The organism is Mesorhizobium sp. W016 (assembly GCF_054719485.1).
The window spans coordinates 7501-21155 of record NZ_JBTTIF010000002.1 but is presented as its reverse complement, the minus strand read 5'-3'; the positions used below and the strand labels follow the sequence as shown (position 1 = coordinate 21155).

Here is a 13655-nt window from a genome sequence, read left to right as displayed (position 1 = left end):
AATGCCCATTGGAGAAGAAGCCGCGATGCGTGATACGGCCAGTGGCCCGCGCGTTCTGCTGAAACGGCTCCGCGAGCTCATGCAGGAGCCGCTGGAGCCGCAGGAGCGGCTCGACCGGATCGTGCGCGACATCGCCTCCAACATGGTCGCCGAGGTCTGCTCGCTCTATGTGCTGCGCGCCGATTCGGTGCTCGAACTCTATGCCACCGAAGGTCTGAACCCGAACGCCGTCCATTTGGCGCAGCTGCGGCTGGGGCAGGGCCTCGTCGGCACCATTGCCGCCAGCGCGCGGCCGCTCAACCTCTCCAATGCGCAGGAACATCCGGCCTTCGCCTACCTGCCGGAGACCGGCGAAGAGATCTACAATTCCTTCCTAGGCGTGCCGGTACTAAGGGCAGGGCGCACGCTCGGCGTGCTGGTGGTGCAGAACAAGACCATGCGCCACTACCGCGACGACGAGGTCGAGGCGCTGGAAACGACCGCCATGGTGATCGCCGAGATGATCGCCACCGGCGATCTCGCGCGCCTGACCCGGCCCGGCCTCGAACTCGACCTGCGCCGTCCCGTCAGCTTTACCGGCCTGTCCTTCAACGAGGGTGTCGGCCTCGGCCATGTCGTGCTGCATGAGCCACGCATCGTCGTCACCAATCTGTTCAACGAGGACAGTGAGGAAGAGGTGCGCCGGCTGGAGACGTCGCTCGGTTCGCTCAGGCTTTCCATCGACGACATGCTGGAGCGGCGCGATGTCGCCTTCGAGGGAGAACATCGCGAGGTGCTCGAGGCGTATCGCATGTTTGCCAACGACCGCGGCTGGGTGCGCCGGCTGGAAGAGGCGATCCGCAACGGCCTGACGGCGGAAGCGGCGGTGGAAAAGGTGCAGAGCGACATGCGCGCCCGCATGCTGCACATGACCGATCCCTATTTGCGCGAGAGGATGAGCGACTTCGACGATCTCGCCAACCGGCTGCTGCGCCAGCTGATGGGGCGCGGGCCTGACGACGTCGCGGCGTCACTGCCGAAGGATGCCATCCTGGTCGCGCGCTCGATGGGCGCGGCCGAACTGCTTGATTATCCCAGGGACAAGCTGCGCGGCGTGGTGCTGGAAGACGGCGCTGCCACCAGCCATGTCGTCATCGTAGCGCGCGCCATGGGCATTCCGGTCGCCGGCCAGATGAAGGGCGCCGTTTCCATGGCGGAAAACGGCGATGCCATCATCGTCGACGGCGAGGAAGGCACCATCCATCTGCGGCCGCAGCCCGACCTCGAAGCTGCCTATGCCGAAAAAGTGCGCTTCCGGGCGCGCCGGCAGGAAGTCTACCGGGAACTGCGCAAGAAGCCGTCGGTGACCAAGGACGGCGTCCAGGTCGACCTGCTGATGAATGCGGGCCTGGCCGTCGACCTGCCGCAGCTGGCCGAGGCGGGTGCGGCCGGCATCGGCCTGTTCCGCACCGAATTGCAGTTCATGGTCGCCTCGACCTTCCCGCGCGCCGAGGCGCAGGAGCGGCTCTACCGCGACGTGCTGGACGCGGCGCGTGGCAAGCCGGTCACCTTCCGCACCATCGACATCGGCGGCGACAAGGTGCTGCCCTACTTCAAGGGCGCTGTCCAGGAAGAAAACCCTGCGCTCGGCTGGCGCGCGATCCGGCTGACGCTCGACCGGCCGGGTCTGCTCAGGACCCAGATCCGCGCTCTGCTGAAGGCCTGCGGCGGGCGCGAACTGAAGCTGATGCTGCCGATGGTGACCGAGCTCGGCGAAATCGCCCAGGCGCGCGAGATCATCGACCGCGAAGTGCGGCATCTCTCCCGCTTTGCCCACCATCTGCCGACCAGCCTCAAGGTGGGCGCCATGCTGGAAGTGCCGTCGCTGCTGTTCCAGCTCGACGAGTTGATGAAGGCGGTCGATTTCGTCTCGGTCGGCTCCAACGACCTGTTCCAGTTCGTCATGGCGGTCGATCGGGGGAACACGCAGCTCTCCGACCGCTTCGACACGCTGTCGACGCCGTTCCTGCGGGTTCTGAAGCAGATCGCCGACGCCGGGGTTCGCAACCACACGCCGGTGACGCTGTGCGGCGAGCTTGCCGGAAAACCCATTTCCGCCATGGCGCTGATCGGCCTCGGCTACCGCTCGATCTCGATGTCTCCAGCCTCGATCGGCCCGGTCAAGGCGATGTTGACCGAACTGCCACTGGAGGAATTGGAGGCTTTCTTTGCCGACAATCTGATGGCGCCAGCTCAAGGGCTGCCGATGCGGGCGCTGCTGCAGGCCTTCGCCGACGACCGCTCCATCCCGCTATAGCATTAGCCATGGTCAATCTTCCCCGCGAGCGTATGGATCAGGTCGTCAAGCGTTTCGAGATGCTCGAAGCGCAGATGTCGGCCGGCCCGGCAGCCGATGCCTATGTGAAGATGGCTTCCGAATATGCCGAGCTGCAGGACATGGTGGCCAAGGTCAGGGAACTGCGCTCAGTCGAGCGCGAGCAAGCCGACCTCGAGGCGATGCTTGCCGACAAGGGCACCGACGCAGAGATGCGGGCCCTGGCGGAGGCAGATTTGCCGGGCGTCGAAGCGCGAATCGAAGAGCTGCAGAAGGACATCCAGATCCTGCTGTTGCCCAAGGACGCGGCCGACGACAAGAACGCCATCCTTGAAATCCGCGCCGGCACCGGCGGCGATGAGGCGGCATTGTTCGCCGGCGACCTGTTTCGCATGTATGAGCGCTATGCCGCCGAACGCGGCTGGCGCTTCGAGACGGTGTCGGCCAGCGACGGCGATGCCGGCGGCTTCAAGGAAATCATCGCCACCATTTCCGGTAGGGGCGTCTTTGCCCATCTGAAATTCGAATCCGGCGTGCACCGCGTGCAGCGCGTGCCGGCGACCGAGGCCAGCGGGCGCATCCACACTTCGGCGGCGACGGTGGCCGTTCTGCCGGAAGCCGAAGAGGTCGACATCGACATCCGCGCCGAAGACATCCGCATCGACACGATGCGCGCCTCGGGTTCGGGTGGCCAGCACGTCAACACCACCGATTCGGCCGTGCGCATCACCCATTTGCCGACCGGTATCATGGTGGTGCAGGCGGAGAAGTCGCAGCATCAGAACCGGGCGAAAGCCATGCAGATTCTGCGTGCGCGGCTTTACGACCTCGAGCGCAGCAAGGCGGACGAGGAGCGCTCGGAGTCACGCAAATCGCAGGTTGGTTCGGGCGACCGTTCGGAGCGCATCCGTACCTACAATTTCCCGCAGGGCCGCCTTACCGACCATCGTATCAACCTGACGCTCTACAAGCTCGACCGGGTGATGATGGGCGAGCTCGATGAGGTCATCAATGCGCTGATTGCCGACCATCAGTCGAAGCTGCTCGCCGATATTGGCCTCGATGGCTGACATGTTGCCCGGCGCGCTCGGGCCGTTGTTGCGGGTGGCGCGGGAGCGGCTTGCCGCGGCCGGCCTTTCCGACCCGGCGCTGGATGCCAGGCTGATCGTCGAGCATTTTTCCGGCACGGACCGTACGCAGGCGATCGCCGACCCGCAACGGACGGTCGATGCGGGTGCGGTTGCCGCAATCGGCGCTGCTCTGCAGCGCCGCATGGCCGGCGAACCGGTGCACCGCATCCTCGGGTTTCGCGAGTTTTACGGCCTGCGGCTGTCGCTGTCGCCGGAAACGCTGGAGCCGCGGCCGGACACCGAAACGCTGGTCGAGGCGATCCTGCCTTTTGCCGGCGCGACGGCCGAAAGGCTGGGGGAATGCCGTATCCTCGATCTCGGCACCGGTACCGGCGCGATTGCGCTGGCGCTGCTCAGCGCGGTTCCGGCCGCGACGGCCACCGGGGTCGATATTTCACAAGGCGCGCTGGCAACCGCGATACGCAATGCCGAGCAACTCGGACTCGCCGGCCGGTTCGTGGGGCTGCAGTCCGACTGGTTCGAAAAAGTTTCGGGCCGATACCATGTAATTGCCGCAAACCCTCCCTATATACCGACTGGAGACATTGGAAATCTGCAGGACGAGGTCCGCGATTTCGATCCGCACAGAGCCCTTGATGGCGGTGTGGACGGTCTTGGCCCCTACAGGATCATCGCTGCCGAGGCGGCAAAGTTTCTGGAAGCACAAGGCAAGATAGCGGTCGAGATCGGCCACACGCAGCGCAATGAGGTCAAAGACATATTCGCGGCAGCCGGCTACAGGCTGGCCGGGGCATTTGTCGATCTTGGCGGAAACGACAGGGTTCTTATGTTTGAACAGGGAAAGCCTTGACGCAGTGCAAAAAAGCGCTTGGCAATGCCGGGGAATGCGGCTAGGGTCCGCCCTAACCGGATGAGACGAAGCAGGCAGTGCTCTTAGCGATTCGGTTTTCCTTGGAAATAGCTGCCTTCTTGCGCAAACGACGCCCAAGCTTCGTGCGGGACTCGTCCGGCAAGTGATGTAACCGGAACAGGATGACACGTGGCGCCAACGCAATTGATGCGGGCGAACGCCGGTGAAGAAACGAAACGGCTGGCTGCATGAGCGCCTCCGTTCGTGAAACGTTTTTCGAAAATTTCAAAATGAAGAGAGTCTTATGAGGCCACAACAGCAGAACAGGCGCATGCGCGGTCGCAACAACAATGGCGGCGGCGGTGGCAACAACAATAACAATAACAACAACCGCAAGGGCCCAAATCCCCTGACGCGCAACTACGAGAGCAACGGCCCGGACGTGAAAATCCGTGGATCGGCTCAGCAGATCGCCGAAAAATACGCCACTCTGGCCCGTGACGCGCAAAGCTCCGGCGACCGGGTTATGGCGGAGAATTACCTCCAGCACGCCGAGCACTACAACCGCATCATTGCCGCCGCACAGGCGCAGATGCCGATCCAGAATGCCCCGCAGAACCGCGACGAATTCGACGACGATGAAGATCGCGACGATTTTGACAATGCCGGCAGCGGCAATGGCGGCGAGACGCAAGCGCCGATGGCGAACCACGGCAACGGTCCGCAGCCGACGATTGAGGGCACGCCGGCCGAACTCGCATACGGCCAGGAAAACGGCCGCGAGAACAACAGTGGCCGTGACAATAATGGCCGCAACAACAACGGCCGCGACAACAATGGCCGCAACCGTGACCGCCGCCCCAATGGCGGCTATGGCCAGAACGACCAGCGTGGCGACTTTGCCCAGCGTGGCGAGCAGAACGGCCAGCGCGGCGACCAGCAGCGCTTCACCGAAACCCCGGCACAGGCGGAAACCGTTTCCGCGGTTGAGCCCGAAGCCGAGAGTGGTTTCTCCGAGCCGGCGCCGCTGTACGAAAACCTGTCGCCGGCGGCTCTTGCCGCCCGGGCCGAACTCAATGAGGCAGCCGCCGAGAGCGGCGCTGCCCGTCGCCCGCGGCGTCCGCGCCGCCCGCGCAACAATGCCGATCAGGTCGGTGACGAACAGTCTGGTGGTGGCCAGGTGGTGGATGGCGCCGGCGAGACCGCTGCCGCTGTTGACGTGGTTGATGCGGCGCCGGCCGAAAGCTCTGCCGGCGACCCGTTCGCCGTCGACGCCAACAACTGACCCACAAGACATAAGTCGATGAAACGGCGGAGAGAAATCTCCGCCGTTTTCGTTTGCTCGGCCATGCAATATCATCAGCCGGACGTCTTGAGCGGCAATGGCTTGCGCCCCATATCTGGCGTGAACTGGACCCGGCTCGGATGAGCGGGTCCGTCACCGCAATCTGATCCGGTGCCGCAAAGCGGGCCGGTGATGGAAGGAGACAGATATGAACCTCGAGAAATACTCCGAGCGCGTCCGCGGATTCATTCAGTCCGCCCAGACCATGGCGCTCTCGCGCAATCACCAGCAATTCACTCCCGAACATATGCTGAAGGTCCTCGTCGATGACGACGAGGGGCTGGCCGCCTCGCTTATAGAGCGCGCCGGCGGCAACGTGCGCGACGTCAAGCTTGGCGTCGAGACCGCCCTTGAGGCCATGCCCAAGGTGGAAGGCGGCAACGGCCAGCTTTATCTCGCGCAGCCGCTGGCCAAGGTGTTTTCGACCGCCGAGGAATTGGCCAAGAAAGCCGGCGACAGCTTTGTCACGGTTGAACGGCTTTTGCAGGCTCTGGCCATGGAGAAGTCGGCCAAGACGGCCGATATCCTGTCCAAGGCCGGCGTCACAGCGCAGGCGCTGAACCAGGTGATCAACGACGTCCGCAAGGGCCGTACCGCCGATTCGGCGAGCGCCGAGCAGGGCTATGACGCGCTGAAGAAATACGCGCGCGACCTTACCGCCGATGCCCGCGCCGGCAAGCTCGACCCTGTGATTGGCCGTGACGACGAGATCCGCCGCACCATCCAGGTGCTGTCGCGGCGTACCAAGAACAACCCGGTGCTGATCGGCGAGCCGGGCGTCGGCAAAACGGCGATCGCCGAAGGTCTGGCGCTGCGCATCGTCAATGGCGACGTGCCGGAATCGCTGAAGGACAAGCAGTTGATGGCGCTCGACATGGGCGCGCTGATTGCCGGCGCCAAATATCGCGGCGAGTTCGAGGAGCGGCTGAAGGCCGTGCTCAACGAAGTCACCTCGGCGGCCGGCGGCATCATCCTGTTCATCGACGAGATGCACACGCTGGTCGGCGCCGGCAAGGCCGATGGCGCCATGGACGCTTCGAACCTGTTGAAGCCGGCGCTGGCGCGCGGCGAACTGCACTGCGTCGGCGCGACCACGCTCGATGAATACAGGAAGCATGTCGAGAAGGACGCGGCCCTTGCCCGCCGGTTCCAGCCGGTCTTCGTCAACGAGCCATCGGTGGAAGATACCGTGTCGATCCTGCGTGGCCTCAAGGAGAAGTACGAGCAGCACCACAAGGTGCGCATCTCGGATTCGGCGCTGGTCGCGGCGGCGACCTTGTCCAACCGCTACATCGCCGACCGTTTCCTGCCGGACAAGGCGATCGACCTTGTCGACGAGGCCGCGTCGCGGCTGAGGATGCAGGTCGATTCCAAGCCCGAGGCGCTGGACGAGATCGATCGCCGCATCATGCAGCTCAAGATCGAGCGCGAGGCACTGAAGGTCGAGAAGGACGAGGCGTCAAAGGACCGGCTCGCGCGTCTCGAAAAGGAACTCGTCGGCCTCGAGGAGGAATCGACCGAGATCACCGCCAAATGGCAGTCGGAGAAGCAGAAGCTTGGCCTCGCCGCTGACCTCAAGAAGCAGCTCGACGCGGCCCGCAACGACCTCGCCATTGCCCAGCGCAAGGGTGAATTCCAGCGCGCCGGCGAGCTTGCCTATGGCAAGATCCCGGAACTGGAAAAGAAGCTGAAGGAAGCCGAAGCCCAGGACGGCAAGGCCGGCATGGTCGAAGAGGTGGTCACGCCCGACCACGTCGCCCATATCGTGTCGCGTTGGACCGGCATTCCAGTCGACAAGATGCTGCAGGGCGAGCGCGACAAGCTGCTGCGCATGGAAGACGAGATCGGCAAGCGAGTCGTCGGCCAGGGCGAAGCGGTACAGGCGGTGTCCAAGGCCGTGCGTCGTGCCCGGGCCGGGCTGCAGGATCCGAACCGGCCGATCGGCTCGTTCATGTTCCTCGGACCGACCGGCGTCGGCAAGACCGAACTGACCAAGGCGCTGGCCAATTTCCTGTTCGACGACGAGAGCGCCATGGTGCGCATCGACATGTCGGAATACATGGAGAAGCACTCGGTCGCCCGGCTGATCGGAGCGCCTCCCGGTTATGTCGGCTATGAGGAAGGCGGTGCGCTGACCGAAGCGGTGCGGCGCCGGCCCTATCAGGTCGTGCTGTTCGACGAGATCGAGAAGGCGCATCCGGATGTCTTCAACGTGCTGTTGCAGGTGCTCGACGACGGGCGGCTGACCGACGGGCAGGGCCGCACGGTCGACTTCCGCAACACGCTGATCGTCATGACGTCGAACCTCGGCGCCGAATATCTGGTCAATCTCGGCGAAGAGCAGGACGTCGATGCCGTGCGCGACGAGGTTATGAGCGTGGTGAGAGCCTCGTTCAGGCCGGAGTTCCTCAACCGCGTCGACGAGGTGATCCTGTTCCACCGGCTGCGCCGGCAGGATATGGGCCGCATCGTCGAGATCCAGCTCAAGCGGCTGGAAAGCCTGCTCGCCGACCGCAAGATCACACTGTCGCTCGACCAGGATTCGATCGACTGGCTGGCGGCGAAGGGCTACGACCCGGCCTATGGTGCGCGGCCGCTGAAGCGGGTGATGCAGAAGGACCTGCAAGATCCGCTGGCGGAAAAAATCCTGCTTGGCGAGATACTCGACGGCTCGACCGTCAAGGTCACCGCCGGCTCCGACCGGTTGAATTTCCGGTCCAGGCCCACTGTGGTGCCGACCGACGCGGCAGCCTGATCCAACGCCGCGCGTCCGACCGGACGCGCGGCGTTTTGTTATGAAACAACAATCCTTTGACGGGGGTGCAGGTGACGCTGGACGACTACAACAGCTTCTGCGCCTCGCTGCCGCAGACGACGCACGTCGTGCAGTGGGGCGGGGCCGATGTCTGGAAAGTCGGTGGCAAGGTCTTCACCATCGCCGGCCATGACCGGGAGGGTGGCGTCTTCGTCACCTTCAAATGCTCTGAAATGGCTTATGACGTGCTGAAGGATCAGCCCGGCTGCCGGCCGGCGCCCTATCTCGCCTCGCGCGGCATGAAATGGATCCAGCGTCAGACAAGCCAGAGCATGGATGATGATGCGCTGAAGGACTATCTCGGCGAAAGCCACCGCCTCGTCGTCCTCAAGCTGACGAAGCAGACGCGCAAGGAATTGGGCCTGTAGCAACCAGTAATCCGCCATCTTCATGCCCGGTTCATGTTGGAAAGCTTATGTTGTGGTTTGCTGGCGAAGGGGTTTGCCTGCAGGCTTTTGACGATCAGGGCGTTCCTTGCGCATCCAAACGGTGGCGAGAACGTTCTGGTGGGAACACTGCCGGGCGGCGGCAATTACGCATGACCCCGAAAATCGAAATTCGATTTTCGGAAAGGATCATGCGCAGACATGAAGTGTTACAGCGTCCTTTGCGCGTCCAAACGGACGCGCGGCGCTGTAAGTACCGGAGAGTTTGACCACCATGTTCCGCACGATCCTTGCCTTTTCGGTGCTCGCCGCCGGGCTGCTCACGTCCAGCGCCATGGCATCGCCGACTGTGGACAACGCACTGCCGGCCGTCCGCGCCGCCGATAGCGGCGGCATTGTGCTTGCCCAGGACGGCAATCTCGACATCTATTACGACGCCAGGGGCAACCGCGTCATCGTCGATGCCGAGACCGGCAAGGTCATCGCCATCCAGCCGCCGCAGACCAGGCTCGACCGCCGCGCGCTGCGCCGGGAAATGCGGGCACGTGAGCTTGGACGCGCACCGGTCGAAGACGACGACCGCTACTATCTCGACGATCCCGAAGACATGGCGCGTTTCCGCCGCAGGCAACTGGACGATCAGGGACGAATCCCCGGCCCGCCGGTTGATGAATACGATCCTGAAAGCGACAAATTCCTCGGGGCCGCTCCGCAGGATGATGCCAATGACAGCGACACCTATCCGGAAGCGCCGAAATCCGCTGAACCGCGGCCCGTCAAGCGGCAGCCGCTGAACGAAGCCTCTATCGATCCCGCCGAACCGGCGGCGCCCGCCGACCAGGCCGCGCTGCCGCCGAAAGCCGGTGGCAAGACCGTGGTCGATCCCTCGCTTTCACTCGGCGCACGCCAGGATGTAGCCGCCTTGCAGGTGCTGCTCGACCGCGCCGGCGCTTCACCCGGCGTCGTCGACGGGCGCTTCGGCTCCAATGTCGACAAGGCGCTTGCCGCCTATAACCAGATCACCGGCAGCAATCTGCGCTCGACCGACGCGGTCGGCATCCAGGCTGCGCTGGCGCAAACCGGTGGCGATGCTTTCGCCAATTATACGATCACGCCCGAGGACGCGGCCGGGCCTTATGTCGCCTCGATACCGGAGGATTACAGCCAGAAGGCGCAGCTCGACCGCATGGCTTACACCTCCGTCACCGAAGCCTTGGCCGAACGGTTCCACATGGACGAGAACTACCTGAAGGGGCTCAATCCCGAGGCCGACTTCAGCCGTCCCGGCACCATCATCAAGGTCGCCAATTTCGGCAGGTTGGTGGCGACGCCGGTTGCCCGCATCGTCGCCGACAAGGACAAGAAGCAGGTGTTCGCCTATGACGCCGGTGGCAAGCTGGTCGCGGCCTATCCGGCCACCATCGGTTCAGCCGACACGCCCTCGCCGACCGGCACCCATACGGTGTCGCGCGTCGCGCTCGATCCGAACTACACCTACAACCCCAGCATCAATTTCAAGCAGGGCCAGAACGACAAGATCCTGACCATCCCGCCTGGTCCGAACGGCCCGGTCGGCTCGGTGTGGATCGCGCTGGACAAGCCGACCTATGGCATTCACGGCACGCCCGATCCCTCCAAGATCGGCAAGACCGAAAGCCATGGCTGCGTGCGCCTGACAAATTGGGATGCGCGTGAACTGGCCAAGCTGGTGTCGCCGGGCGTCACCGTCGAGTTCGTCGGCGGTCCCTCGGCCGATGATGTTGCGGAGCAAGTGAGCGCTCCAGCGCAGTGATATCGGCCTGCCCATAAGGCAGGGCGATATCCAAAGCTGGATTCATGAGCGCAGGGTGCTGGCTGGTTGTTGCCGGCCCGCAACAAGTCTAAGCAGACGCTCATGAAGTCTCCGAGCGAAGCCGCAGCCGTTCCCCTGACCAGGTCGCTTTCCAACGGTACATTTTGCCCGCAGTCGCAGCGCAAGTTCGTGCTGGTAGCGGCGATCCTGGCGTCAGCGCTCGGCTTCATCGACGGGTCGATCCTGGCCATTGCCATGCCGGCAATGCGCGTCGACCTCGGCGCCAGCCTGGCCGAGGTCCAGTGGATTTCCAACGCCTATGCGCTGACGCTGTCGGCGCTGATTCTGGCCGGCGGCGCCGCCGGCGACCGGTTTGGCCTCAGGCGCGCCTTCGTTGCCGGCATTGCGCTGTTCATCGTCGCTTCGCTGGCCTGCGCGGTGGCGCCGAATGCGCTGGTGCTCATCGCCTTTCGCGCCATTCAGGGCATTGGTGCGGCGATCATGGTGCCGGGCAGCCTCGCCATCATCGCCAAGGCCTATCCGAAGAAGGAGCGCGGCCGGGCGATCGGCATCTGGGCCGCCGCCTCGGCGCTGACGACTGCGCTCGGTCCGGTGCTCGGCGGCTTCGTTCTGTCGGCCTTTGGCGGCGGTATCTGGCGGGCGATCTTCGCCGTCAACCTGCCGCTCGGGCTGATCTCGATCTATCTCCTGCTGGCCAAGATTCCCGCCGACGCGCCGACGGAGAAGCGAAGCCTCGATCTCGGCGGCGCCGCTCTCGCCACGCTTGCCTTCGGGGCGCTTGCCTACGGACTGACCTCGATGAGCGCCGAAGGCAGCGGGCTGATGTCGGGGCCGAGCATCGCCGCAGGCGCCGTGCTGCTTATAATCTTCATCGTCTTCGAGCTTCGGCAGCGCGAGCCGATGATCGATCTTAAGCTGTTTCGGATTGGCGCCTTCGCCGGCGCCAACCTCGCCACCTTCTTCCTATATTTCGCGCTGTCGGCCAATCTGTTCTACCTGCCGATGCTGTTGATCGCCGGATGGGGGCTGAGCACCAAAGAGGTCGGTTTCATCTTCCTGCCGCTGTCGGCGTCGATCGCGCTGCTGTCGGGTCTCGTCGGCCAGTGGTCGGATCGCATCGGTCCGCGTTTTCCGATCGCCAGCGGCTGCCTGGTGGTCGCCATCGCCTTTGCCGGGCTGGCTTTGCTCACTCATGCCGGCATGCACAATTTCTGGACCGGTATCTTTCCGCTGATGGCGGTGATGGGGCTCGGCATGGCGCTGGTGGTGTCGCCGCTGTCGACGGCCGTCATGACCGCGGTCGAGGACAAGGATACCGGCGCCGCTTCCGGCATCAACAATGCGGTTTCGCGCATTGGCGGGCTGATTGCTGTGGCGGCGATGGGCTCGCTCGCGGCCTGGGTCTATTCGACGATGCTCGATACCAGCGTCAGGCCGGGCATTCCGGGGTTCGGAGAACCGGCATTGGCCGGCCTGGCGCCAGACCTTGATGCAACACGGCGCGCCGCCAGCGATTCGGCGTTCGCGGCCGTGTCGACAGTGACGGCCGTGCTTTGCCTGCTTGCCGCTGTTATCGCCTGGGCCACCGTTTCGGGGCAAAAGCTGCCTTGGTCACGAGCCGAAGAGAAGCAGTCGACCTGATTCGGAGCCGACCCGATTCGGAATGCTCTGATGGGGAATTATGATTCGCCGGCGTCGAGTGTGACGGCTTAAAGCGCGTCGCGCTGAAACGGATTCATACGACGCGCTTTAAGTGTTTGTTTTGAGGCATGTCGTTGTCCCAGAACCGCGGCACACTTCTGGGCGACATGCATTAGCCTTCGATCTTGGCGCTCGCGACCTTCAGCGGATTGCTGTCTTCCTGCTTGAGCAGTTCATCGATGCGCTCGCGCTCGCGCTTGAAAGCGACCAGGTCGTCGCCCTTCAGCACCTTGCCGACCGGCAGGCGCACGCGCATCGGGTCGACCTTGGTGCCGTTGACGATCAGCTCGTAGTGAAGATGCGGGCCGGTGGAGAGGCCGGTCTGACCGAGGAAGCCGATGGTCTGGCCCTGGCGGACATGAACGCCCGGTTCGATGCCTTTGGCAAAGGCGCTCTGGTGATTGTAGGAGGTCTCGTAGCCATTGGCATGGCGGATGATGATCTGTTTGCCGTAGCCGCCGGCCCAGCCGGCCTTTTCGATGGTGCCGTTGCCGGCGGCGATGATCGGCGTTCCGATCGGCGCCGCCCAGTCGACGCCGGTATGCATGCGGACATAACCGAGGATCGGATGTCGGCGGGCGCCGAAGCCGGAGCGGAATTTCCCGGCGGGCAGGGGGTTGCGCAACAGGAACTGCTCGGCGCTAGATCCGTCCTCGTCGAAATAGTCGGTCGAGCCGTCCTGCATCTGGAATCGGTAGAAATTGCGCGTCTGGCCGCCGAAGGTCGACGAGACATAGAGCAGTTCCGATTCGTCGGAGGCCTGGTCGTCGCCGTCCGGCTGCGAGAACAGCACGTCGATGCGGTCCGATGGATTGAGCCTGGACTGGAAGTCGACGCCGGAGGCCAGGAGCTTGACCAGTTGCTGGGTCAGCTTCTTCGACATGCCGTAGGAATAGGCGGCGCGGTAGATGCCGTCATAGACGTTCGGCAGATTGCCGCGCACCACCACCGGTGCCGACGAATCGTCGAACGCGGTCAGCAATTCGGGGTTCGGCTCCGGTTCCTGCGCCGGCACGTACTGGCCTCGATCGTCGAGCGCGATGGTGACGATGTGCGTTGTCTTGTCATAGACGCTGGTGCGAACGACCTTGGCGGCGTCGCCATGTACCTCGAGCCCGACCCGCAGCACGGTTCCGGCCTTCAGCGCCGGTGCGTTGAGCAGCTTACCGATCGCCTCCGCCATGCCGGTGGCGTCATCGCCCGTATAGCCCGAATCAGCGAAAGCCTCGGCAATGTCGCGGTCCCTGGTGAAGGGAATGATTTCCTCGGCGAAAGCCGGGGTCTGGTCGTCGAGCGCGACGCGCGGCGCCACCGAGACGTTTTCCGGCACGATCTTGACG

At 64.0% G+C, this 13655-nt stretch carries 9 protein-coding genes (1 of these 9 running past the window's edge); 8 read left to right on the top strand and 1 reads right to left on the bottom strand.

Annotation, left to right across the window (positions count from 1 at the left end; translation table 11 throughout):
* The first annotated feature begins 25 nt into the window (after nt 1-25).
* The 8 genes from ptsP to ACYG9V_RS00350 all read left to right on the top strand — a co-directional run bounded on the left by ptsP (nt 26) and on the right by ACYG9V_RS00350 (nt 12255).
* Entirely contained in the window at nt 26-2296 is a 2271-nt protein-coding gene (gene ptsP / locus ACYG9V_RS00385) for a phosphoenolpyruvate--protein phosphotransferase (protein ID WP_023672972.1), read from the top strand.
* Between the two features lie 8 nt (nt 2297-2304).
* Nucleotides 2305-3384 (top strand): peptide chain release factor 1, encoded by a 1080-nt coding sequence (prfA, locus tag ACYG9V_RS00380; RefSeq protein ID WP_023672971.1) that lies wholly within the window; start codon nt 2305-2307, stop codon nt 3382-3384.
* Nucleotides 3377-4255 (top strand): peptide chain release factor N(5)-glutamine methyltransferase, encoded by an 879-nt coding sequence (prmC, locus tag ACYG9V_RS00375; protein ID WP_023701435.1) that lies wholly within the window; start codon nt 3377-3379, stop codon nt 4253-4255. The genes prfA and prmC overlap by 8 nt, the downstream gene beginning before the upstream one ends.
* Before the next feature lie 304 nt (nt 4256-4559).
* Nucleotides 4560-5540 (top strand): DUF4167 domain-containing protein, encoded by a 981-nt coding sequence (locus tag ACYG9V_RS00370; protein WP_023698975.1) that lies wholly within the window; start codon nt 4560-4562, stop codon nt 5538-5540.
* A gap of 208 nt (nt 5541-5748) precedes the next feature.
* Complete coding sequence (gene clpB / locus ACYG9V_RS00365; RefSeq protein ID WP_023672968.1) at nt 5749-8355, top strand: ATP-dependent chaperone ClpB; 2607 nt, start codon at nt 5749-5751, stop codon at nt 8353-8355.
* Between the two features lie 71 nt (nt 8356-8426).
* Entirely contained in the window at nt 8427-8783 is a 357-nt protein-coding gene (locus tag ACYG9V_RS00360; RefSeq protein WP_023685771.1) for an MmcQ/YjbR family DNA-binding protein, read from the top strand.
* A 292-nt stretch (nt 8784-9075) separates the two neighbouring features.
* On the top strand, nt 9076-10593 hold the full coding sequence (locus ACYG9V_RS00355) for a L,D-transpeptidase family protein (protein ID WP_460222063.1): 1518 nt from the start codon (nt 9076-9078) through the stop codon (nt 10591-10593).
* Between the two features lie 102 nt (nt 10594-10695).
* Nucleotides 10696-12255 carry an MFS transporter gene (locus ACYG9V_RS00350; RefSeq protein ID WP_352762685.1) on the top strand — a complete coding sequence of 520 codons (1560 nt, stop codon included), beginning with the start codon at nt 10696-10698 and terminating at the stop codon, nt 12253-12255.
* A 172-nt stretch (nt 12256-12427) separates the two neighbouring features.
* Here ACYG9V_RS00350 and ACYG9V_RS00345 read toward each other — a convergent pair whose 3' ends face one another.
* On the bottom strand, nt 12428-13655 hold the 3' portion of the coding sequence (locus tag ACYG9V_RS00345; RefSeq protein ID WP_352762683.1) for a M23 family metallopeptidase. It continues 743 nt past the right edge of the window; only the last 1228 of its 1971 coding nucleotides appear in the window; the start codon falls outside the window, past its right edge — the gene reads right to left on this strand; the stop codon is at nt 12428-12430.

Bases quoted from the DNA above. Each gene is read 5' to 3' on its own strand.
- ptsP (WP_023672972.1), top strand. From the start codon at position 26: ATGCGTGATACGGCCAGTGGCCCGCGCGTTCTGCTGAAACGGCTCCGC.
- prfA (WP_023672971.1), top strand. From the start codon at position 2,305: ATGGTCAATCTTCCCCGCGAGCGTATGGATCAGGTCGTCAAGCGTTTC.
- prmC (WP_023701435.1), top strand. From the start codon at position 3,377: ATGGCTGACATGTTGCCCGGCGCGCTCGGGCCGTTGTTGCGGGTGGCG.
- ACYG9V_RS00370 (WP_023698975.1), top strand. From the start codon at position 4,560: ATGAGGCCACAACAGCAGAACAGGCGCATGCGCGGTCGCAACAACAAT.
- clpB (WP_023672968.1), top strand. From the start codon at position 5,749: ATGAACCTCGAGAAATACTCCGAGCGCGTCCGCGGATTCATTCAGTCC.
- ACYG9V_RS00355 (WP_460222063.1), top strand. From the start codon at position 9,076: ATGTTCCGCACGATCCTTGCCTTTTCGGTGCTCGCCGCCGGGCTGCTC.
- ACYG9V_RS00350 (WP_352762685.1), top strand. From the start codon at position 10,696: ATGAAGTCTCCGAGCGAAGCCGCAGCCGTTCCCCTGACCAGGTCGCTT.